The sequence below is a fragment of the Bacillus mojavensis genome (genome assembly GCF_012648005.1).
Lineage (GTDB): Bacteria > Bacillota > Bacilli > Bacillales > Bacillaceae > Bacillus > Bacillus mojavensis.
On the sequence record NZ_CP051464.1, the window covers coordinates 469356 to 491721 of the forward strand.

At 45.9% G+C, this 22366-nt stretch carries 21 protein-coding genes and 1 riboswitch; of the genes, 15 read left to right on the forward strand and 6 right to left on the reverse strand.

Going from position 1 to position 22366, the window contains the following annotated elements:
- Positions 1–12: 12 nt before the first annotated feature.
- The 5 genes from HC660_RS02370 to amj all read left to right on the forward strand — a co-directional run bounded on the left by HC660_RS02370 (position 13) and on the right by amj (position 3851).
- Positions 13–873: an SDR family oxidoreductase gene (locus tag HC660_RS02370; protein WP_168746957.1), complete on the forward strand. Its 861-nt coding sequence runs from the start codon at positions 13–15 to the stop codon at positions 871–873.
- 14 nt (positions 874–887) lie between these two features.
- A complete protein-coding gene (gene lyxE, locus HC660_RS02375; RefSeq protein WP_045383391.1) occupies positions 888–1391 on the forward strand; it encodes a D-lyxose ketol-isomerase in 504 nt (167 codons plus the stop codon).
- Positions 1392–1481: 90 nt separating this feature from the next.
- The gene (locus HC660_RS02380) at positions 1482–2033 is read left to right on the forward strand and encodes a GNAT family N-acetyltransferase (RefSeq protein WP_168746958.1); all 552 of its coding nucleotides are present in this window, start codon (positions 1482–1484) and stop codon (positions 2031–2033) included.
- Between the two features lie 77 nt (positions 2034–2110).
- Positions 2111–2533 (forward strand): pyridoxamine 5'-phosphate oxidase family protein, encoded by a 423-nt coding sequence (locus tag HC660_RS02385; RefSeq protein WP_010333067.1) that lies wholly within the window; start codon positions 2111–2113, stop codon positions 2531–2533.
- A 508-nt stretch (positions 2534–3041) separates the two neighbouring features.
- Entirely contained in the window at positions 3042–3851 is an 810-nt protein-coding gene (amj, locus tag HC660_RS02390; protein WP_010333068.1) for a lipid II flippase Amj, read from the forward strand.
- A gap of 38 nt (positions 3852–3889) precedes the next feature.
- On the opposite strand, the gene HC660_RS02395 is transcribed toward amj, so the two are convergent.
- Entirely contained in the window at positions 3890–4327 is a 438-nt protein-coding gene (locus tag HC660_RS02395) for a carboxymuconolactone decarboxylase family protein (RefSeq protein WP_168746959.1), read from the reverse strand.
- Between the two features lie 126 nt (positions 4328–4453).
- Positions 4454–4744 carry a DUF3817 domain-containing protein gene (locus HC660_RS02400; RefSeq protein WP_010333070.1) on the reverse strand — a complete coding sequence of 97 codons (291 nt, stop codon included), beginning with the start codon at positions 4742–4744 and terminating at the stop codon, positions 4454–4456.
- Positions 4745–4929: 185 nt separating this feature from the next.
- On the opposite strand from HC660_RS02400, the gene lrpC reads away from it, so the two are divergent.
- The 10 genes from lrpC to HC660_RS02450 all read left to right on the forward strand — a co-directional run bounded on the left by lrpC (position 4930) and on the right by HC660_RS02450 (position 19417).
- Entirely contained in the window at positions 4930–5364 is a 435-nt protein-coding gene (gene lrpC, locus HC660_RS02405; RefSeq protein ID WP_168746960.1) for a transcriptional regulator LrpC, read from the forward strand.
- Positions 5365–5428: 64 nt separating this feature from the next.
- A complete protein-coding gene (locus HC660_RS02410; protein WP_168746961.1) occupies positions 5429–7612 on the forward strand; it encodes a DNA topoisomerase III in 2184 nt (727 codons plus the stop codon).
- A 198-nt stretch (positions 7613–7810) separates the two neighbouring features.
- Positions 7811–8905, forward strand: a complete 1095-nt coding sequence (locus tag HC660_RS02415; protein WP_168746962.1) for a lipoprotein YdaJ — start codon at positions 7811–7813, stop codon at positions 8903–8905.
- Positions 8886–9737 carry a diguanylate cyclase domain-containing protein gene (locus HC660_RS02420; RefSeq protein WP_168746963.1) on the forward strand — a complete coding sequence of 284 codons (852 nt, stop codon included), beginning with the start codon at positions 8886–8888 and terminating at the stop codon, positions 9735–9737. Before HC660_RS02415 ends, HC660_RS02420 begins: the two co-directional genes overlap by 20 nt.
- Entirely contained in the window at positions 9727–11457 is a 1731-nt protein-coding gene (locus HC660_RS02425) for a DUF2334 domain-containing protein (protein ID WP_168746964.1), read from the forward strand. The genes HC660_RS02420 and HC660_RS02425 overlap by 11 nt, the downstream gene beginning before the upstream one ends.
- Entirely contained in the window at positions 11450–12712 is a 1263-nt protein-coding gene (locus HC660_RS02430) for a glycosyltransferase family 2 protein (RefSeq protein ID WP_010333076.1), read from the forward strand. The genes HC660_RS02425 and HC660_RS02430 overlap by 8 nt, the downstream gene beginning before the upstream one ends.
- A gap of 5 nt (positions 12713–12717) precedes the next feature.
- Entirely contained in the window at positions 12718–14829 is a 2112-nt protein-coding gene (locus HC660_RS02435; protein ID WP_168746965.1) for a cellulose biosynthesis cyclic di-GMP-binding regulatory protein BcsB, read from the forward strand.
- 135 nt (positions 14830–14964) lie between these two features.
- Positions 14965–15109, forward strand: a riboswitch (cyclic di-AMP (ydaO/yuaA leader).
- 189 nt (positions 15110–15298) lie between these two features.
- Positions 15299–17122 (forward strand): potassium transporter KimA, encoded by a 1824-nt coding sequence (kimA, locus tag HC660_RS02440; RefSeq protein WP_168746966.1) that lies wholly within the window; start codon positions 15299–15301, stop codon positions 17120–17122.
- Positions 17123–17177: 55 nt separating this feature from the next.
- The gene (locus HC660_RS02445) at positions 17178–17630 is read left to right on the forward strand and encodes an NUDIX hydrolase (RefSeq protein ID WP_026014663.1); all 453 of its coding nucleotides are present in this window, start codon (positions 17178–17180) and stop codon (positions 17628–17630) included.
- A 62-nt stretch (positions 17631–17692) separates the two neighbouring features.
- Entirely contained in the window at positions 17693–19417 is a 1725-nt protein-coding gene (locus tag HC660_RS02450; protein ID WP_010333080.1) for a pyruvate oxidase, read from the forward strand.
- A 203-nt stretch (positions 19418–19620) separates the two neighbouring features.
- Here the strand turns inward: HC660_RS02450 and HC660_RS02455 are convergent, their stop codons facing one another.
- The 4 genes from HC660_RS02455 to HC660_RS02470 all read right to left on the reverse strand — a co-directional run bounded on the left by HC660_RS02455 (position 19621) and on the right by HC660_RS02470 (position 22295).
- Positions 19621–19890: a hypothetical protein gene (locus HC660_RS02455; protein ID WP_010333081.1), complete on the reverse strand. Its 270-nt coding sequence runs from the start codon at positions 19888–19890 to the stop codon at positions 19621–19623.
- Between the two features lie 107 nt (positions 19891–19997).
- Entirely contained in the window at positions 19998–21275 is a 1278-nt protein-coding gene (locus HC660_RS02460; RefSeq protein ID WP_168746967.1) for an Nramp family divalent metal transporter, read from the reverse strand.
- A 232-nt stretch (positions 21276–21507) separates the two neighbouring features.
- On the reverse strand, positions 21508–21765 hold the full coding sequence (locus HC660_RS02465) for a GlsB/YeaQ/YmgE family stress response membrane protein (protein WP_010333083.1): 258 nt from the start codon (positions 21763–21765) through the stop codon (positions 21508–21510).
- Positions 21766–21842: 77 nt separating this feature from the next.
- Positions 21843–22295 (reverse strand): DUF2188 domain-containing protein, encoded by a 453-nt coding sequence (locus tag HC660_RS02470; RefSeq protein WP_168746968.1) that lies wholly within the window; start codon positions 22293–22295, stop codon positions 21843–21845.
- Between the last annotated feature and the right edge of the window lie 71 nt (positions 22296–22366).

Here is a 22366-nt window from a genome sequence, read left to right on the forward strand (position 1 = left end):
AGGAGAATCATTATGGCAAACTATCCGAAAGAACTGCCGGCACAAACCCAAAATCGCCAGCCGGGAATTGAAAGTGAAATGAATCCAAGTCCCGTATATGAGTACGAGCATTATAAAGGTGCTGATAAATTAAAAGGAAAAGTCGCACTCATTACAGGCGGCGACAGCGGAATCGGACGTGCGGTATCCGTGGCTTACGCAAAGGAAGGTGCTGACATCGCCATTGTATATAAGGATGAGCAGGGAGATGCTGAAGATACCAAAAAACGCGTTGAACAAGAGGGCGTGAAATGTCTCTTAATCTCCGGAGATGTGGGCGACGAGGAGTTCTGTAATGAAGCGGTTGAAAAAACCGTGAATGAACTCGGCCGTCTGGATATCCTTGTGAACAATGCCGGTGAGCAGCATCCGAAGGAAAGCATCAAAGATATTTCAAGCGAACAGCTTCACCGCACATTCAAAACAAACTTTTATTCACAATTTTATTTGACTAAAAAAGCAATTGATTATATGAAACCAGGCAGCGCGATCATCAATACGACTTCTATTAACCCTTATCGCGGTAATCCGATGCTAATTGATTATACAGCTACGAAAGGTGCGATCAATGCCTTTACTAGAACAATGGCGCAGGCACTTGTCAAAGACGGCATCCGTGTAAATGCCGTAGCGCCGGGACCAATCTGGACACCGTTAATTCCGTCTACATTCTCAGAAGATACAGTCGCTCAATTTGGGCAAAATACGCCGATGGGCCGTCCGGGTCAACCTGTTGAGCATGTCGGATGCTATGTGCTGCTGGCATCAGATGAATCATCCTATATGACAGGACAAACGCTGCATGTAAACGGCGGAGACTTTGTGACGACGTAAGAGGGAGTGAGGAAATGAGCATCACGAAAGAAGAAGTAAACAGCTACTATCAAAAAGCTGGTATTGTCTTAACAGATGATGAAGTAGAACAAATTCAGCTCATGGACTACGGCTTGGGAAAAGAACGAAAAGTCGGGCTCCAGCTCTTTGTCTATGTGAATACAGACCGGTATTGTTCAAAGGAACTGGTGCTGTTTCCGGGACAGACGTGCCCGGAGCATCGCCATCCGCCGGTCGGTGAACAGGAAGGCAAGCAGGAGACCTTCCGCTGCCGCTACGGAAAAGTATATCTTTATGTTGAAGGAGAAAAAACACAGCTTCCAAAGGTTCTTCCTCCACAAGAGGATAGAGAATACTATACAGTCTGGCATGAGATTGAGCTTGAACCCGGCGGGCAATATACAATTCCACCGAACACCAAGCATTGGTTCCAGGCCGGGGAGGAAGGCGCAGTCGTAACGGAAATGTCTTCAACCAGTACAGACAAACATGATATCTTTACCGACCCTAGAATTTAAGGATGAGGCTTAAAAAGCCCATCCTTTTTTTATATTGAAAAAAACGGAAACACCGTTATAATGGGTAAAAAAGGAAAGAGGGCGAGGGAGATGTTCACCTGCAACGTAAACGAGCACATTACCATCCGGTTATTGGAGCCAAAAGATGCGGAGCGGCTGGTGGCGATCATTCATGAGAACCAGCAGCGAATCAGCCAATGGCTATTCTGGGCTGAAAATCCAAGTGATGCCGAAACGTACAGGGAAACGCTCATTCCGGATTGGCGGCGTCAGTATGCTGACCTAAACGGCATTGAAGCGGGGATTCTATATGACGGCAGCTTGTGCGGCATGATTAGCCTGCATAACCTTGACCAAGTAAATAAAAAAGCGGAAATTGGCTATTGGATTGGCGAGGAATACGAAGGCAAAGGCATTATCACTGCCGCCTGCCGAACACTCATCACATATGCCTTTCAGGATCTGCAATTGAATCGTGTTGCGATCTGTGCGGCTGTCGGAAATCACAAAAGCAGAGCGATCCCGGAGCGCCTCGGTTTTCAAGAGGAAAGAATAGCGAGGGAAGGCATATTCATTAAAGGCAAGTTTCACGACCTCGTCTATTACAGTCTGTTAAAGCGTGAATGGGAAGCAAAAAATTAAAGAGCACATTTTCTTGTTTAAATCGGTCCCGAATGTGGAAAAGTAACAGCGGAGACGTTAAAAAGGAGTGATTCGAGATGAATCAGCAAGATATTAAACAAAAAGTGCTTGATGTTCTAGATCACCATAAAGTAGGTTCGCTCGCAACGGTTCAAAAGGGCAAACCGCATTCCCGCTACATGACTTTTTTCCATGACGGGCTGACGATTTATACACCGACAAGCAAAGAAACTCATAAAGCTGAAGAAATTGAGAATAACCCCAATGTGCACATTTTATTAGGTTATGATTGTGAAGGCTTTGGCGATGCGTATGTCGAAGTCACAGGAAAAGCAAAAATAAACAATTCAACAGAATTGAAAGACAAAATCTGGAGTTCTAAATTGGAACGCTGGTTTGACGGGAAGGATGACCCGAACCTGGTGATTCTTGAAATCGAACCGGAAACTATCAGATTAATGAATGCAGGAGAGAAAACACCAGTCTCACTTGATTTATAAAAAAGATTTGTGTTTTCAGGGGCGATATGTTATCATGAATAGCTAAGCAAGAAAATAAGCAAATAAAAAAGAAAGTAAACTTCTTTTTTCTGTTTGAGAGAGAAGCTTTTACCGCTTCACAAGCAGCAAACCAGCTGCCCTTATTCTTTTCCTTCATAACAAATCGCCCCTAACGATGAGATGGAAAAAAGACTTTTTTGTTTTACAATTCACACCGGCGCGGCTTCGGAGCCGCAGTGACGATTGAGAGGTAGGGCTTTCGTTGTCTTGTGTTCAAGAAATTTCCATGGTGTTTACTTTCCAGAATGATTCTTCGGAACAATGCTTTAGAATCGAACCCGCCCGACTTGGCGGATGATATAATCTTTATTTGCGTATAGAAAAGAATAAGACAAACCGCTCGGCATACGCCGGCGGTTTTTTATTGTGAAAAAAACAAATCACACATGAAACTTCTGGCTGTTTCCTTCAGTCTTATCACTAGGATGAAACTGGAGGAAAGAATACCGTGCATGTTATTACAACACAAGTCGTTTTTATTTTCTGTTTTTTGTTATTGATTCACTCGATAGAAACCCTTGCCTATGCCACAAGGCTTTCAGGGGCCCGGGTAGGGTTTATCGCGTCGGCGCTTTCCTTGTTTAATGTCATGGTCATCGTGTCAAGAATGTCAAACATGGTCCAGCAGCCCTTCACGGGGCACTTAATTGATGATGCCGGAAAAAACGCGCTGGCGCTCGTAGGCGAGCAGTTCCGGTTCCTGATCTTTGGCTCGACGGTCGGGACTATTGTGGGCATTATCCTGCTTCCGTCTTTTGTCGCCCTTTTTTCACGTGCGATCATCCACTTGGCGAGCGGGGGCGGCTCCGTTATTCAGGTCTTTCGGAAAGGATTTTCTAAGAATGGATGTAAAAATGCCTGCTCCTATTTGCGTCTGCCGTCTGCTTCGTATTTGAAGGGATTTCACATGCGTTTCATTCCAAAACGGCTGTTTGTCATTAACATGCTGATCACGTCCATTTATACAATCGGCGTGCTTTCCGCACTTTACGCAGGGCTTCTTGCACCCGAGCGCAGCACGACGGCGGTTATGGCATCAGGCTTAATCAACGGGATTGCGACGATGCTGCTGGCCATTTTTGTTGATCCGAAAGTGTCTGTTCTTGCTGATGATGTGGCAAAAGGAAAACGAAGCTATGTTTATTTGAAATGGACCTCTGTGACAATGGTGACGTCAAGGGTAGCGGGCACGCTTCTTGCCCAGCTTCTGTTTATCCCTGGCGCTTATTATATCGCGTGGCTGACAAAATGGTTTTGATGGAGAAAAGCTGACCTGATGAAAGGTCAGCTTTTTATTTATTCGGCGATGTTGCCCATAGAAATGGCGATTCGGTTCCAGCTGTTAATTTGATTAATGATGAGGATTAAATCAACATATTCTTTTTCATTATAATATTTACGCACCTCTTGATATACATCATCAGGCACACGTTTGTTAGAAATAAAAGTGACATGCTCCGTCAGCAATAACGCTGCTTTTTCTTCAGGGGTGTAAAAATTGCACTCTTCCCAAGCGTTTAATCCGTAAATACGCTGTTCGGTTTCTCCCATTTTTCGGGCATCTTTCGTATGAATGTTAATGCAGTAGGCGCAGCCATTTAATTGTGATCCTCTTATTTTTATTAGCTCTCTTGTAGTCCAGTTAATATTGGACGTTTTTGTGTATGCCTCCATTTTCATCATGATTTGTAATCCATCAGGGGCTGTTTGGTCGTAGGGAATCCTCTTCGTCATCATTCCATCTCCTTTCACTACTGTATAATGATGACATGATGATTGGATTTAAAAAAGAAAACAGCCTGAAGCAGATTCAAGCTGTTTTCTTAATAGTGGCGGCATCACATCATGCCGCTTTATCGTTTATTTAAAGTTCCTTAATCCGCGGTCGTACAAAAAGTTTCCGAATGGGACGAATGCGGCGACGAAACCGGCGGCTGACCATTTCAGCGACCATTTCACAGAAAACGTCACATAGGCCAACACAAGCAAATACAAAATAAACAATCCGCCGTGAACAGAACCGACAATTGTCACCGCAAGCGAAAGGCCTGCCCAATATTTGAGCGGCATGGCGACGAAAAGCAGGATTAAGAGTGACATTCCTTCAATAAAACCCATCGTGCGAAGTCTTCCGATCGGCGTTTGCAGCATAAATCGCCCTCCTCGTGGACACGTTTTCATCTATACTATAAACAATCCGGCGGGCATATATGACAAGTTTCAGAAAATGTTCGGAAAACATTCATATTTTAATAAAAATCTATCTTGGGCTTCAGTCTTGTCATTTACACAAATTCCCGAGATAATGTGAACAAAAATAAAAGAAGGATGTTGATATGAAAATTGACCAAATTGATCTGAATATCATTGCGGAACTGAAAAAAGACAGCCGTTTGTCCATGAGGGAGTTAGGACGGAAAATTAAGCTGTCCCCGCCATCAGTCACCGAACGGGTGAGACAGCTGGAATCGTTTGGCATCATTAAGCAATATACGCTGGAGGTTGATCAGAAAAAACTTGGGCTTCCGGTTTCCTGTATTGTCGAAGCAACCGTCAAAAACGGGGATTACGATCGATTCAAAAGCTACATTCAAACGCTGCCGAATATTGAATTTTGCTATCGGATTGCGGGAGCGGCCTGCTATATACTGAAAATCAACGCGGAAAGCCTTGAAGCAGTTGAAGCTTTCATCAATAAAACAACACCTTACGCCCAAACCGTCACTCACGTCATTTTCTCAGAAATTGATACAAAAAACGGGCGCGGTTAGAGAGTGCCTGGTCAAGTCTGTTATAATAAAAGGATGAGCGTGAAAGAAAGAGAAGTGATCAAGCATGTCAAAAACAGTTGTATTAGCTGAAAAACCTTCAGTCGGCCGCGATTTGGCCCGGGTGCTGAAGTGCCATAAAAAAGGGAACGGTTATCTCGAAGGAGATCAATATATTGTCACATGGGCTTTAGGCCATTTGGTGACACTTGCTGATCCGGAAGGCTACGGAAAAGAATTTCAATCATGGCGGCTTGAGGATCTGCCGATTATCCCTGAACCACTAAAGCTAGTGGTCATCAAAAAAACCGGAAAGCAGTTCAATGCGGTGAAAGCGCAGCTTACCCGCAAGGACGTCAATCAGATCGTCATCGCGACAGATGCCGGCCGGGAAGGTGAGCTCGTCGCACGCTGGATCATTGAAAAAGCGAACGTCCGTAAACCGATCAAACGGCTGTGGATTTCCTCAGTAACGGACAAAGCGATCAAGGAAGGTTTTCAAAAGCTGCGCAGCGGCAAAGAATATGAAAATCTGTACCACTCAGCCGTTGCCAGAGCAGAAGCGGATTGGATTGTCGGCATTAACGCGACCCGTGCGCTCACCACAAAATTCAATGCCCAGCTTTCATGCGGACGCGTGCAGACGCCGACACTAGCCATGATTGCGAAGCGCGAGGCGGACATCCAAGCCTTTAAGCCTGTTCCATATTACGGCATTCGCGCAGCGGTCGATGGAATGACGCTGACGTGGCAGGACAAAAAATCGAAGCAGACGAGAACATTCGACCAAGGCGTGACAAGCCGTTTGCTAAAAGAACTTGATGGAAAACAGGCGGTGGTCGCTGAACTGAAAAAAACAGCGAAAAAAAGCTTTGCTCCTGCGCTTTACGACTTGACGGAACTCCAGCGGGACGCCCACAAACGCTTCGGATTTTCCGCCAAAGAAACGCTCTCAGTTCTGCAGAAGCTGTATGAGCAGCACAAGCTTGTCACATATCCGCGGACAGACTCACGGTTTTTATCCAGTGACATTGTCCCAACCTTAAAAGACCGGCTGGAGGGCATGGAAGTGAAACCGTATGCCCAATATGTCACCCAAATTAAAAAGCGCGGCATCAAATCGCATAAAGGCTACGTCAATGATGCTAAAGTGTCAGACCACCATGCGATTATCCCGACTGAAGAGCCGCTTGTTCTCAGCAGTCTCAGCGATAAAGAACGCAAGCTGTATGACCTGATTGCCAAACGTTTCTTAGCTGTGCTGATGCCGGCTTTTGAATATGAAGAAACAAAGGTCATGGCAGAAATCGACGGAGAAACTTTTACAGCGAAGGGAAAAACTGTGCAGTCACAAGGCTGGAAAGCCGTTTATGACATGGCTGACGAGGATGACGAGCAGGAGGACGACAGAGATCAGACGCTTCCGGTTCTGCAAAAAGGCGCCTCGCTCACTGTCCGCACATTAACTGAAACAAGCGGACAAACCAAACCGCCAGCCCGTTTTAATGAAGGGACGCTGCTGTCAGCTATGGAGAACCCAAGCGCCTTTATGCAGGGAGAAGAAAAAGACCTTGTCAAAACACTTGGCGAAACAGGCGGCCTCGGTACGGTTGCAACGCGTGCCGACATTATCGAAAAACTGTTCAACAGCTTTTTAATTGAGAAAAAAGAAAAAGACATTTTTATCACCTCAAAAGGAAAACAGCTCCTGCAGCTCGTTCCTGAGGATTTGAAATCACCTGCTTTAACGGCAGAATGGGAACAAAAGCTGTCCGCCATTGCGGCTGGAAAATTAAAATCCGCTGTCTTTATTAAAGACATGAAGGCTTACGCTAAGCAAACGGTAACAGAAATCAAAAACAGCAGCCAAACCTTCAGACATGATAACATCACGGGAACGGCATGTCCGGAGTGCGGCAAAATGATGCTGAAGGTAAACGGCAAGCGCGGCACCATGCTCGTGTGCCAGGACCGGGAATGCGGAAGCAGAAAAACGATCGCCAGAAAAACAAACGCGCGCTGCCCGAACTGCCATAAAAGAATGGAGCTTCGAGGCCAAGGAGAAGGCCAGACCTTCGCGTGTGTTTGCGGGCACCGTGAGAAGCTTTCTGTATTTGAAAAACGGAAAAACAAAGACAAAGGGCGCGCTACAAAGCGGGACGTCTCTTCCTATTTGAAAAAACAAAATAAAGATGAACCGATTAACAATGCGTTGGCGGAACAGCTGAAGAAACTCGGTTTGGATAAATAAAAAGAAACCTGTGCGATTCGCACAGGTTTTTTTATTGGACTTAGGTCCTGTTTTTTGAAAGTTCAAAAAGGGAAAAAAAAGCTAGTAATCTTCGTTTTTTTCTTTTATAGTTAATATAATTTGTAACATGGCAGTAATAATTTCGTCATATATTGGTGTGCGTCTGATTCGCTTCGGACGACAAAGGGGGACTTGCCTGTGCGGCATGTGTTGGTCGCTGCTATCTTATGTTGCTTATCTATCGGACTTTCCGCAGGGTGTGTTGAAGCTGGAAATAAAATCCTATATCAGTCGGAGGCAGATAGGAATACCCGACCGCTTCAGCCGGCGGAGTATTTCATCTATCACAATCTTATGAATGACCAGGGGCTTATTAAAACGGATTTCTCAGATCAGCCCTCCTATTTATCAGAATCGATTGGCCTGTGGATGGAGTTTTTGATCAGCAGACAAGACGCCTCGCATTTTCAGGAGCAATATCAGCATCTGACGGATTCTTTTCTTCTGAATCATCAGCTGGTGACATGGAAGATACAAAACGGTCAAGCGAGCGGAACAAACGCGCTGATTGATGATATGAGAATCATGGTGTCTCTCGATCAGGCAGCTGCTCTTTGGGGGAGCAGCCAATATGAAAAAACGGCCCGTGATATCGGCACGGCTTTAAAGACATACAACATGTACAACGGGATGTTTACAGACTTTTACGATTCAGCCTCTCAGGCCGCTTCAAAGGACGTGACGCTTTCGTATGTCATGCCCGATGCACTAGCTGTTTTGAAAAAGTATGGAATCATAGACGAAGAAACAGTACAGCGAAATGCCGATGTTCTCTATCTGGCCCCTTTAAAGAATGGTTTCCTTCCAAAAACGTACAGCGCAGAGTCAAAGCAGTACAAATATGACAGTGAAGTAAACGTCATTGACCAGCTCTACGCCGCGTGGCATTTGCCGGAAGGGAATGAAAAAGCCGCTGTGATAGCGGAGTGGGTCAAAAAGGAATTTCAGGCAAACGGAAAGCTGTACGGACGATATTCAGCAGATACGAAGGAGCCTGCCGTCCAATATGAGTCGCCGTCCGTATACGCGTTAGCTGCTTTATTTTTGGCAAAACAACATGAAGACAGCTCGGTCATCAAAGCGATTTATGATAGAATGAATGACTTTGAAATTCTTGATCCGGCGAAACCGTATTATGGGGGTTACATGAGCGGCTCCGACACGCACTCGTTCGACAATCTGCTGCCGCTGTTAGCCGAAAGGAAGCTTTTTAATGAAACGATCATTCAATGAATCACAAAAATTATTTGCTTATCTTTCAGGGCTTATCGCAGCCCTGTCTCTGTTTATTTTTTATGTGTCCGCCGAGCAGTCGGAGGGCTTTCTGATCATTTGCATCACATTTGTCGTGATCGGAGCCGGCATTTGGTTCGGTCCGATTTACGCGCTGGCGGTCACTTTAATCGTTCTCTTTGTTCTTGGCACGCTCATGATGTTTTTTCAGACTGGACAGGCTGTGATGTTTTCGGCTGAAGACGGGCTGCGCATGCTGATCGTGTGGGGAATTGCGCTTTTGCTGTTTTCCTTTATGTCAGGAAGAATCCACGATATTGCAGCAGAGCTGCGCCGTTCAGTCAAACGTCTTCAATCTGAAATCAAAAGCTTCGTGGCTGTCGACAGAGTGACGGGTTTTGATAACAAGCAAAGAATGAAACTGGAATTGTCAGAGGAAATCAAACGGGCGGAGCGCTACGGCAATTCCTTTGTCTTTTTGCTGCTTCATATGCATTATTTCAAGGAATTTAAGTCTTTGTACGGAGAGAAAGAGACCGACCGCCTCTTTCAATTCGTCAGCCTGCAAATCAGGTCAAGCGTCCGGGAAACGGACAAAAAATTCCGCCCCTCTGACGAGCGCTTCGGCATTGTGCTGACACACACGCCGGCTGAACATATGCCGGCCGTTCTGGCAAAGCTGAAAAAACAGCTGGACACGTATCAGCTGACAAACGGAAAGTATGTGTCGCTTACGTTCCATGTCTGTTATTTACCTTATCGAAGAGATATAAGGACAGCTGATCAATTTTTAGATGAACTGGAAAACGAGATGATGATGAATGAACTTTAGAAGAATAACGCTACTCTGTGTGACCGTTCTGATGCTGACAGCTATTGCTTCTTTTCCCGTGTCGGCCCAAGCAAAGGGGCAGGATGACGGTATACTCATCATCTACTCAACCTTGGACGGCAAAGAGTCGCCTCAAGTCAAAATGCTCGATTTATTGGCTGGCCATTTTACATCTCATGTCACGGTCAGAAAAGATTCGGATGTTACAGCATCTGATGTGAAAGGCAAAGAACATGTTATTTATTACGGGCAAACGAAAAGAAAGCTCAGCAAAAAACTGGTGTCCCTCATCAGCGGCGTAAAAGAACCTGTCGTCGCGATCGGCTATAATGCCGGACAAATCAGCCAATTTTCCGGCCTTTCCTTAACCCGCAAAGAACATGTCTATCAGATTCACAGCAGCACGGAAAGAAACGATGTATCCTTAGAGAGCGGGCTTCACGTGCTGAGCGTATCAGGCCTGAAAGGAAAGGCGCTGTATACCTTTACATCTGGTGACGGCAAAGCGCGTCCGTTTATATGGAAAACGGAAAAATCAAATGTGTATATCGGCTTACCCAATCTGTTAAATGACAATTTGATCGTGGCGAAAGAGCTTCGAGAAGCATTTGGAGAGAAGGCTGGAACCACGCTTTTATATTTGCGGCTGGAGGATATCAGCCCGATGTCTGATGAAACCTTGCTGCTTCAAGCCGGTACATATCTGTACAAGAGACATGTGCCTTTTATCCTGTCAGTCATTCCTGTGTATCTGAATCCGGAAACAGGCGATAAAGTGTATTTGTCTGATAAACCCAAGATGGTCAAGGTATTGAAAAAACTGCAAAGCATGGGCGGCAGTATCATTGTTCATGGCTATACACACGCCTATCGCCACAGTGAAACAGGAGAGGGCTTCGAGTTTTGGGATGCCAAGGCGGACCAGCCAATCACTTCGGAAAATGCCGATGACCCCCCGTCCATTTTGGAAAAGGAACAGGCTTTTCCGAATGAACAGGCCTATAAGAGCTATTTGAAGCCGTTTCAGGAAAAGGAAGAAACATATACAAGGCAAAAGCTGACGCACGCCATTGAGGATTTAACCTCGGCAGGGCTTTATCCGCTGGCATTTGAAGCCCCGCACTATACGATGTCTGAGTACGGCTATCAAATAGCTTCACAGTATTTTTCAAGCATGTTTGGGCAGGTGCAGCTCAGCAATACAACATGGAAAACCTCCGGTGCTTCCCCGTTTTTGACCAAACCAGCTATGCTGCATGGGATGACGCTGTATCCGGAAACAATCGGTTTTGTCGATACATCAAAACAAAACCCGCTCAGCGATATGCAGGAGAACATATCACAGATGATTGATTTTGAAGGCGGAGTGGCCGGAGGGTTTTATCACCCGTATCTTGGGATGAAATATTTGCCGGAGCTTGTTGACCAGATGGAACGCATTCCGGACAGTGAATGGCTTGATTTGAAGAAAACGAAACAAACCGTCAAAACAGACAAAGTGGAAATTCATACAAGCGGTGACGGAACGATTCAGGTGAAAAACGGCGTAAGTGCCGTCGGCGAGTTTTTCGACCACCATCGGCAAACCCCGTTGGAAAAGGCGTTATGGATTCTCTCCGCAGTTGTGCTCTTGTTTGTCATCATGTTTGTCAGCTATACGTTTTACTTGAGAGCCACATTAAAAAAACGAATGTTTAAGGAGAGAAGAAGCCTTGGGTAATATGCTGTTCTTTATCTCGCTGAGTTTAATATGGGTCATGCTTCTCTATCACATGTTTCTCATGCAGGGCGGATTCCGCCACTACATGACCTTCGAGCGGAACATTCCGAAGTGGAGAGAAAACATGAAGGAATTGCCGAAGGTCAGTGTGCTCATCCCGGCCCATAATGAAGAAGTTGTCATTCGGCAGACGCTGAAGGCTATGGTGAATCTTTATTATCCGAAGGACCGGCTGGAGATTATTGTGGTAAACGATAATTCTTCAGACCGGACGGGTGATATCGTCAATGAATTTTCCCAGAAATACGATTTTATCAAAATGGTAATCACAAAACCGCCTAACGCCGGAAAAGGCAAATCCTCGGCGCTCAACTCCGGTTTTGCTGAATCGAACGGTGATGTCATTTGTGTATATGACGCCGACAACACGCCTGAAAAAATGGCCGTGTATTATCTTGTTCTCGGTCTGATGAATGACGAGAAGGCAGGTGCAGTGGTGGGGAAATTCCGTGTCATCAATGCGGCAAAAACGCTGCTGACGAAGTTTATCAACATTGAAACGATCTGTTTTCAGTGGATGGCGCAGGGTGGCAGATGGAAGTGGTTCAAAATCGCTACCATTCCCGGAACCAATTTCGCAATCCGCAGAAGCATTATTGAAAAGCTCGGGGGCTGGGATGATAAAGCGCTGGCTGAAGATACCGAGCTGACCATCCGGGTGTATAACCTCGGCTATCACATCCGCTTTTTCCCGGCTGCTATTACTTGGGAGCAGGAGCCGGAAACGTGGAAGGTGTGGTGGCGCCAGCGGACGAGATGGGCGCGCGGCAATCAATATGTCGTCCTGAAGTTTTTGGCGCAGTTTTTCAAACTGAAACGAAAACGGATTATCTTTGACTTGTTTTACTTTTTCTTTACGTATTTCCTGTTTTTCTTTGGCGTGATCATGTCAAACACGATATTTGTGGTCAATCTGTTTTATGATTTGCATTTGTCGGTCGGTTTTTTGGCAATGATTCTTTGGATTTTGGCGTTTTTCTTATTTATGACCGAGGTCATGATTACGTTAAGCATCGAAAAAACAGAAATGAACAGGCAAAACTTCTTTATCGTATTTCTGATGTACTTTACGTACTCGCAGGCATGGATTGTGCTCGTGATCTATTCTTTATTCGTAGAAATCAAGCACCGTTTATTCAAGCAGGAGGTCAAATGGTACAAGACAGAACGATACAATCAACATAAAAGCGGGTGACCTTTTTGAAACAACTACTTATTTTTCTGACAAGCATTATGCTGCTGGCAATGACCGGACAAGCGGCCTTCGCCCAAGAGATGCAGGTCGATGGCTCTCTTCTAGGCAAAAGCAGCCGTGAACAAGCCAAACAGCAGGTGCTGACAAGCGACCTCATGACACTGTATGGATCAAAAGACAGCGCGGAACTGACGTATCAGATTCCCGCAGGCGCCTCTTCCGGCAGCCAGCAATTGGTGATTGAATACGAGGCATCGGATCTATTAATTTCTCCTTCTTCGTTAACGGCTGTGATTGACGATGAACCGGTCAAAACGGTAAAGCTAAACGGTGATTCAAAACGGAAAACACTGAAGCTGAACTTGACCAAAAGCCAGTCCGCCCAAGGCTACCACAGCATATCACTGAAATTTTACGGCGTCATGAAAGAGGGCGTCTGCGTCAGACAGGATACGTCCGGCAACTGGATCAAAATTTTTCCGGACAGCCGCCTGACACTGGCGGACAGCAGCGAAGCGAAGGGAACGTCACTTGAACATTACCCATACCCATTTGCCCAATCGGGTAATACAGCGGAAGAGACTGCTATTGTCATTCCGGATAACCCGACTTCGGCAGAAATTGAAGCGGCTGTCAAAACAGAAGGATACCTGAAAACTGCGGACAGCAGTGTCAGCATTTCGTTTGTGAAGGAATCTGAAGTGAAGCAAATCGACAAGCCGACCATTTTCATCGGTGTGGACAAGCATTGGAACGGCAAGGTGAAAAAGCTGATCAAACAAGCCGGCTTACAGGCAAAGGGAGAAACACTTCTGCTTGCGGAGCGCGTGCTGAAAGCGCAAGGCAAGCAGCAGCCGGTTCTGTTTGCTCAAGCGGCATCTGATGATGTGCTCTCAGAAAAAATCAGCGTCATCACTGATCAGACTTACACCGGCCAGCTAAGCGGAGAAACACTTTCTATTGGCAAGCTTCACAAGTCTGAAAAGCAGGAAAGCAATAAGCTGACCCTTGAGAAATTTGGGGCAGAAGATATGACTATTGGAGCTGACAAAACATCTTCAGCGCATTATTTTTATCCGGCTTCGGCGGTGATAGATCAAAACCAATCAGCCAAGCTGTCGCTTAAGCTAAAGAAATCGGAAACGATTCAAGCAGCCGCCGCAGAAAGCGATTCATCTTCTCAAGCAGCAGAGCTGAAGGTCCTAATCAACGGGCAGCCGCATTCGGTCCGCCTCAATGAATTAGGAAAAGAAGATAAAAACGGATACTATCATGTCACGCTGAAAGTAGACCCTAAGCTGCTGCAGAAAAACCGCTACATTGATATGCAGTTTATCACCACGGGCTTAAAGGAAGACAATCCTTGCAATACAACTGACGAAGAGAAATGGGTCTTTATTGATAAAAGCAGCACATTGTCTTACACCGTCAAAGGCACAGCTCCGTCAGCGAATTTTCAGGAGTGGCCGCTTCCTTACGCCGGAAATCAGGAACAGGCAACACTGATTGTGCTTCCTGACAGTGTGAGCCAACCTAAGCTTAAAGAGCTTTCTCTCGTTACTGATTCCTTCGGAAGCGAAGCCCAGCAATCATTTACAGTAAAGAAAGCATCTGAAGTCAAAGCGGATGACGCGAAAGGCCGGAACTTAATTTTCATCGGCGGTGTCAGCCAGTTCTCTCTTTTGAAAGAGAAATCTTCTGATCTGCTCGTGCCTCAAGCGAAAAACGGCTCGTTTGACGTGTCGGGCTTTGAAATGCTGAACGAGACAACGAAACAAGTGGCATTTACCCAGGCGTCTTTATGGGATGCAAATTATACGATGGCTGTTTTTGCGCCGCTGAAAGAAAATGGTGCAGCCGTCACAAAAGAAATGATCAGCTTTTTGAACAGCAATGATGACACGGCGACCGTCATCAATGAAACAAACAGCCAGCAGGTGTTTACAAACCACCAGCAGCTCAAATCGGAAACAAACAGTTCTGAAGCAGAAAAAACAACCCAAGATCAAGGCCAAAAACTGCTGTATATCGGCGTGCTGGCTCTCATTATGGTGATTGCGGCATGCTTCATTTGGGTCACCGTTAGACGAAGAAAAAGAAAGATAGATAGAGAATAAGACAGAGGCTGATATCAGCCTCTGTTTTTTTAATTTGGTTCAAATTTTCCATTTGTGGAACCTGTCATTTTATTTTTTTCTCAGGGCCGATAAGCCTCTTTACAACATACGTAAACGGGAGTATGATCTCTTTTAGAAAACAAATCGCTTAATCTGAAAACAGAGCGGGGGACCCATTTTGGCGGCATTTTGCCGCTCGGGGTGAATCCTTTTTAGGTAGGGCAAACTCTCATATGCCCGAATCCGTCAGCTAACCTCGTAAGCGTTCATGAGAGGAGATGAATGAAACCTGTGTTCGATGTTAAGGCACAGGGGCATCCGTTTGCCTCTGTGTTTTTTGCTGTTCAATTTTCAGAATGTAAATCGCATACAGAGACATCATAGCAGAAAGGACTATTATAAAATGTGAGAACAGATGCGGATGTTTTATTGTTTTAATGAAAAATGAAATTAAAAGGGGAAGACATCGATGTATCATTCAATCAAACGTTTTTTGATTGGGAAACCGTTAAAATCACAAGCAGCAGGAGAACAAAAACTGACAAAATTAAAGGCACTTGCCATGCTTTCCTCAGATGCTTTATCATCTGTCGCTTACGGAACGGAACAAATTCTTATCATATTGGCGGCGGTAAGCGCTGCTGCATTTTGGTATTCCATTCCGATAGCGGTCGGCGTACTCATTTTGCTGCTCGCGCTGATTCTCTCATACAGGCAAATTATTTACGCTTATCCGCAGGGCGGCGGGGCGTATGTTGTATCAAAAGAAAACCTCGGCGAAAAGCCCGGGCTGATTGCAGGCGGTTCATTGCTCGTCGATTATATATTAACTGTAGCAGTAAGTATTTCCGCAGGAACGGACGCCATCACCTCGGCGTTCCCGGCACTGCATGATTATCATATACCCATTGCTGTTTTGCTGGTTTTAGTGATTATGATTTTAAATCTGCGGGGGCTGTCAGAATCAGCATCAATACTTGCCTACCCGGTCTATCTGTTTGTGGCGGCTCTTTTCATCCTGATTGCCGTCGGTTTATTTAAGCTTATGACAGGGCAAATAGATCAGCCTGTCCACCATACACCGATCGGCACACCGGTAGCCGGCATTACGTTGTTTTTGTTGCTAAAGGCTTTTTCATCCGGCTGCTCCGCGCTTACCGGAGTTGAAGCGATCTCCAACGCGATTCCAGCCTTCAAAAACCCGCCTGCGCGAAACGCGGCGAGAACGTTGGCTATGATGGGGATCTTGCTTGCGGTTCTGTTTGCCGGTATCACAGTACTTGCATACGGTTACGGGACGGCTCCGAAACCGAATGAAACGGTCATTTCACAAATTGCGTCGGATACCTTCGGAAGAAATGTGTTTTACTATGTCATTCAGGGTGTGACATCGTTAATTTTGGTCCTTGCGGCGAATACGGGCTTTTCAGCTTTCCCGCAGCTTGCCTTCAACTTGGCGAGAGACCAGTACATGCCGCGCATGTTTACAGTAAGAGGCGACCGCTTAGGCTTCTCGAACGGAATTATCTTTTTAGGCGTTGCCTCAATTGTGCTGATTCTGTTATTTGGAGGGCAGACGGAGCACTTAATTCCGCTATACGCGGTTGGTGTGTTTATTCCATTTACGCTTTCGCAAACAGGAATGTGCATCAAATGGATCAAACAAAAACCAAAAGGCTGGATTGGAAAAATGCTGATCAACTCCTGCGGCGCATTGATATCGTTTATGGTTCTGTCCATCCTGTTTGTCACGAAGTTTAATGTCGTATGGCCTGTTTTGATCTTTATGCCGATCGTCGTTTTTTTGTTTTTCGCGATTAAGAATCACTATACGGCTGTCGGTGAGCAGCTTCGTATCGTAAACAAACAGCCGGAAGAAATCAAAGGTACGGTCGTGATTGTGCCTGTAGCGGGTGTCACGACCGTCGTGCAAAAATCCATTCAATACGCAAAGTCACTGTCAGATCAGGTCATTGCCGTTCACGTATCGTTTGACAGAGAACAGGAAAAGAAAGTGGAAAAACGCTGGGAAGAGCTGGATAATGGAGTGCGTCTTGTCACGCTTCACTCTTCGTACAGAAGCCTGATCCATCCGTTTGATAAGTTCTTGGAAACTGTTGAAGCAAAAGCAAAGAAGAAACAGTTTTCTGTCATGGTGCTGTTCCCGCAGTTTATAACAAAAAAACGCTGGCACACCATTCTGCACAACCAGTCAGCCTTCCTGCTGAGAGTCCGGCTGTTCTGGAAGAAGGACATAATCGTTGCCACATTGCCGTATCATTTTAAAAAGTAAGCAGCTAAGACCAAGGGACATCCCTTGGTCTTTTTTAAATAAAGGGGGAATGGCGGTGTATACGGAAGGGGCATTTGTTATAGTGACAAACGCAAAGCGGCAAATTCTGCTGGTCAAACGGAAAGACGTTCCTTTATGGGATTTGCCGGGCGGACGGGTTGAATCAGGAGAAACCCCGGAGGCAGCGGCGATCCGTGAGGTAATGGAAGAAACGGGATATCTGATAGAGCTTTCCGGGAAATTGGGTGTCTATCAAAGACCTAAGTTTCAGGACGAACAGCATGTGTTTGCAGGGAACATAACAGGCGGACAAGCGATAGAAAACGGCATGGAAACGGCCGGGCTGAAGTGGTTTTCGCCGGAGCGTCTGCCGCTTTTGATGGTGCCAAACCGGAAAATGCAAATCAGAGATTTTCTAAACGGTGCCGCGGGCATCAAGAGTACCGTCAAGGACAACAGCTTTTTGGCGGCTCTAGACCTGTTCAGAAGGAAATACAGCAAGCGATAGTTGCCTCCGGGTTTTAAACGGCTCCCCCTGTGGTATTGAAAAAGGAAAAAGGAGGATACGGCATGGCACACAAAACAGCAGGACAAACAATGACAGAACTGCTTGAACAATGGGGAGTTGATCATGTTTACGGCATCCCCGGAGACAGCATTAACGAATTTATTGAGGAACTGAGACACGAAAGAAATCAATTGGAATTCATCCAAACCCGCCATGAAGAGGTGGCAGCGCTGGCAGCCGCGGCTGAGGCAAAACTCACCGGCAAGATCGGTGTCTGCCTGTCAATTGCAGGGCCGGGTGCGGTGCACTTATTGAACGGTTTATACGATGCAAAAGCGGACGGCGCCCCTGTGCTTGCGATTGCAGGTCAGGTTTCCTCAGGCGAAGTCGGGCGGGACTACTTTCAGGAAATTAAGCTTGAGCAAATGTTTGAAGACGTGGCAGTGTTTAACAGGGAGGTACATAGCGCGGAGTCACTGCCGGATCTGTTGAATCAGGCGATCCGCACTGCCTACAGCAAAAAAGGCGTTGCGGTATTAAGTGTGTCAGATGATTTGTTTGCGGAGAAAATCAAACGGGAACCCGTTTATACATCACCGTTGTATATTGAAGGGAATCTTGAACCGAAAAAAGAACAGCTTGTGACATGCGCGCAATACATTAACAATGCGAAAAAGCCGATCATTTTGGCGGGACAGGGAATGAAAAAGGCAAAGCGGGAGCTGCTGGAATTTGCGGATAAAGCAGCGGCGCCGATCGTCGTCACGCTCCCCGCAAAAGGCGTTGTTCCCGATAAGCACCCGCACTTTCTCGGTAACCTTGGGCAGATTGGGACAAAACCGGCCTATGAGGCAATGGAAGAATGCGATTTGTTAATCATGCTCGGCACCTCGTTCCCGTATCGTGATTACTTGCCGGAAGACACACCGGCAATCCAACTTGACTCAGACCCGGCGAAAATCGGCAAACGATATCCGGTAACAGCGGGGCTTGTCTGTGACTCGGCTCTCGGTCTGCGTGAACTGACGGAGTATATTGAACGGAAGGAAGACAGAAGATTCCTAAATGCCTGCACTGAACATATGCAGCATTGGTGGAACGAAATCGAAAAAGATGAAACTGAGGCGACAACACCGCTTAAACCCCAGCAGGTCATCGCGCGTCTTCAGGAAGCAGCAGCAGACGACGCGGTGCTGTCAGTAGATGTCGGCACTGTCACCGTCTGGATGGCGCGGCATTTCAAAATGAACGCGAACCAGGATTTCATCGTTTCCAGCTGGCTTGCGACAATGGGCTGCGGCCTGCCGGGAGCTATAGCGGCGAGCTTGTCTGAACCGGAGCGCCAGGCCATCGCAGTCTGCGGTGACGGGGGATTTTCCATGGTCATGCAGGATCTCCCGACCGCGGTCAAATACAAGCTCCCGATTACGGTCGTTATTTTAAACAATGAAAATCTCGGCATGATTGAATATGAACAACAGGTCAAAGGCAACATTGACTATGTCACAAAACTTCAGAATGTTGACTATGCCGCATTTGCAGAGAGCTGCGGAGCAAAAGGCATCAAGGTGACCAGAGCGGAAGAGCTTGCGCCGGCCTTTCATGAGGCGCTACACTCCGATCAGCCGGTCGTTGTTGACGTAATGATCGGAAATGAACCGCCGCTGCCCGGCAAGATCACCTACGGACAGGCAAAAGGCTTCAGCAAATACATGCTGAAAAACTTCTTCGAAAATCAAAAAATCGAAATGCCGTCATTAAAGAAAAGCTTAAAACGGTTATTCTAAAAAAACAGGGGCGAGGCCCCTGTTTTTTGGATTTTATTGAATCATAAAATTGGTGGTTTGAACCTTTAAAATGACTCGTATACTTATTGGGATCAACATTTTCGCCGTGCCCAAAACGGACACAAGGACAAATGCATCTGCTTTGAAAAAGATCAGCGCATTTGTCCTTGTCTGTTTCATTCAAAATTAATGTCTTTATATGCTTATTTCCCTTTTTTCGAAAGTCCGAAAAAGAAAGGAAATGCAGAACCAACCAATAAAGTGCCGAATAAAAACATGCCGCCGATAAACACGTGAAAATTAGCGCCACCGGCTGTAAAAGCGGTAATTAAGGAAATGATACTGAGCACCACCATGGCGATGCCAGGCGCGATCCTCATTTTTTTACCTGTTGATTTATAAGCGATAACAGAACATAAAATTCCGATAACAATAGGGACAATCCATAAATAAAACAGAATAAATACTGACATTATCAAAACTCCGATTTTTTCTTCTATCATAACAAATTTCTGTAAAAAATGATATCAATGAGCTTTGAAGCCAAAATAAAAAACCGGCTCTATCAGCCGGTTTTTTTCTAACGAAACGTATCGACGATCAAAAACACATTCAAAGCAACAATCAGTACAGCGATCAGCCAAGAAACAACTGTTACCCATTTGGCATTGATCAGTGAACCCATAATCCGCTTATTGCTTGTGAACATAATAAGCGGAATTAAGGCAAAGGCAATGCCGAAGGAAAGAACCACCTGGCTCAGCACAAGAGCCGACGTCGGATTGACGCCTGATGCGATGATCAAGATTGGCGGAATGATTGTGATGAACCGCCGTACATACAGCGGGATGCGGTAATTGATAAATCCCTGCATAATCACATCGCCTGAAAGTGTTCCGACAGACGAACTGGATAGGCCCGCAACCAGTAGGCCGATTCCGAATAGCACGGCTGAAACAGGACTGACAAGATGACCGAACTGCTGAAACGCGACATCAAGATCCTCGACAAACAGCCCGTTTTTGAAGAATAATGCGGCAGCCACAATCAGCATACTCGCATTAATAGCCCCTGCAATCAGCATCGCTATTAAAATATCAATAAATTCAAATCTGAAGATTTTTTTCCGTTCGGCATCTGTTTTGCCGACAACCCGCCGCTGTGTGAGGGCAGAGTGTAAATAAATGGCGTGCGGCATAACGGTTGCGCCGAGAATCCCTGCGGCAAGAAGAACGCTGTCGGTCCCGTGAAATGTCGGAACGAAAAGCCCCTTCATCACTGAGACGGCATCCGGCTTTGCGAAAAAGGTCTGCAGCGCAAAGGCGATGACCACTACAAACAGCATGCCGGCAATACCGGCTTCAAGTGAACGATAACCGCGGCGCTGAAGCTCCAAAATCGCGAAAGAGCCGATCGCCGCAATAATAGACGCTTCGAGCATCGGGATGCCGAACAGCAAATACAGTCCCAGCGCCGCTCCGATAAATTCTGCCAGATCAGTCGCGATAATGACGAGCTCGCCTTGAATCCATAAGCCGATGGAAACGGGCTTAGGAAATTCCTCACGAGCGACCTCAGGCAGGTTTTTGCCTGTCGCGATACCGAGTTTGGCGGAGAGTGATTGGATCAAGAGCGCCATGATATTAGAAAATAAAATCACCCATAGCAGCATATATCCATATTTAGAACCGGCTGATATATTTGTTGCGAAGTTACCGGGATCGATATAGGCAATAGCTGCAATAAACGCCGGGCCTAAAAAAGGCAGTAGTCCTCTGAATCCTCTGCTTTTCCCGTCAAGCGCATCTTGGACTGCTTTGGAACGGGGAGATTGTGCTGTGATGTCCTTATTCATCATGTACTCACCTGAATTCTAATTGTTTTTGCCATACAACAAAGAGTTTCCTTAAACCAAATTATTTTATCTACATCATATGACCATCCCGATTTCTTGTCAACCAATGATGATCAAAATCACTTCTTAAATTTTTCCCTGTTATGTAACATGATATGTAGGGCATCTGATAAGGGTCCATACATAAAAAGACATCGTTTCTGTATGAAACGATGCCTCCTGAATAATCTAACATTTAGGCTTCCTTCCGCAATCCGCGGAATACGAGGCTCAGTAAGAATACGAAGATCGCTGCCCCGATAATTGCCGGAATAATGGCAAATCCTGCAAGGCTCGGTCCCCAAGTTCCGAGTAGGCCATGCCCGATCCATGCACCGATCAGACCTGCAATCATCGAACCGAAGATTCCTCCAGGCATGCGATTGCCGACGATGGCACTTCCGATTAGTCCAATTAAGATAGCAATAACTAATGAAACCAAAAAGCTAAGCATGATATTCACCTCTCCTTAATGATTTATATATCAATAGCCGTTCTAGACAGATCCGAAACGTACAAAAGCACATTTGCTTATGAGTCTGTTTTTATCTTTCTCTGCACACTGCCGTCAGCCAAATGAACAATTACGTCAGTGCCTTTATGCTCAGCAATTTCCTTTGCCCTTTCAATTGCTTCCGTTTTTGTCTCCTTGATTTCAGATACACGTTTGGCATCCTCAGCTTTGACGGCCCAGCCATTTTTATGCTTAATGACATGTTCCGCTTTATTCATCAGCTCGGGTCTGGCGTCATCGTTTGCCTCCTCATCGCGTTCTGTTTCATCATCATGTTTAAGAAAGTCGTCAATTTCTTTTTTTGAGGCGTTTTCAGCCCATTCCTTTGCTTTGCTCGTCGCAATCGGAATGGCGCGTCCGTCCTCATAGCCTTCATCAATCATGGCATTCGCAATTTCAATCGCCTTTTTCTTCACAGGCTTCTCGAGATTTTTCAGTGAAGCGGGGTAATCCTTCATAGACCAAGGCATTTCCATCACTCCTTTTGCTTTTATAAAAAGGGTACCCGCAGGTGAAAAATAAAAACGTTTTAGAGAAAAAT

Bases quoted from the DNA above. Each gene is read 5' to 3' on its own strand.
- HC660_RS02370 (WP_168746957.1), top strand. From the start codon at position 13: ATGGCAAACTATCCGAAAGAACTGCCGGCACAAACCCAAAATCGCCAG.
- lyxE (WP_045383391.1), top strand. From the start codon at position 888: ATGAGCATCACGAAAGAAGAAGTAAACAGCTACTATCAAAAAGCTGGT.
- HC660_RS02380 (WP_168746958.1), top strand. From the start codon at position 1,482: ATGTTCACCTGCAACGTAAACGAGCACATTACCATCCGGTTATTGGAG.
- HC660_RS02385 (WP_010333067.1), top strand. From the start codon at position 2,111: ATGAATCAGCAAGATATTAAACAAAAAGTGCTTGATGTTCTAGATCAC.
- HC660_RS02395 (WP_168746959.1), bottom strand. From the start codon at position 4,327: ATGACGAAGAGGATTCCCTACGACCAAACAGCCCCTGATGGATTACAA.
- HC660_RS02400 (WP_010333070.1), bottom strand. From the start codon at position 4,744: ATGCTGCAAACGCCGATCGGAAGACTTCGCACGATGGGTTTTATTGAA.
- lrpC (WP_168746960.1), top strand. From the start codon at position 4,930: ATGAAAATTGACCAAATTGATCTGAATATCATTGCGGAACTGAAAAAA.
- HC660_RS02410 (WP_168746961.1), top strand. From the start codon at position 5,429: ATGTCAAAAACAGTTGTATTAGCTGAAAAACCTTCAGTCGGCCGCGAT.
- HC660_RS02420 (WP_168746963.1), top strand. From the start codon at position 8,886: ATGAAACGATCATTCAATGAATCACAAAAATTATTTGCTTATCTTTCA.
- HC660_RS02425 (WP_168746964.1), top strand. From the start codon at position 9,727: ATGAACTTTAGAAGAATAACGCTACTCTGTGTGACCGTTCTGATGCTG.
- kimA (WP_168746966.1), top strand. From the start codon at position 15,299: ATGTATCATTCAATCAAACGTTTTTTGATTGGGAAACCGTTAAAATCA.
- HC660_RS02450 (WP_010333080.1), top strand. From the start codon at position 17,693: ATGGCACACAAAACAGCAGGACAAACAATGACAGAACTGCTTGAACAA.
- HC660_RS02455 (WP_010333081.1), bottom strand. From the start codon at position 19,890: ATGTCAGTATTTATTCTGTTTTATTTATGGATTGTCCCTATTGTTATC.
- HC660_RS02460 (WP_168746967.1), bottom strand. From the start codon at position 21,275: ATGATGAATAAGGACATCACAGCACAATCTCCCCGTTCCAAAGCAGTC.
- HC660_RS02465 (WP_010333083.1), bottom strand. From the start codon at position 21,765: ATGCTTAGCTTTTTGGTTTCATTAGTTATTGCTATCTTAATTGGACTA.
- HC660_RS02470 (WP_168746968.1), bottom strand. From the start codon at position 22,295: ATGCCTTGGTCTATGAAGGATTACCCCGCTTCACTGAAAAATCTCGAG.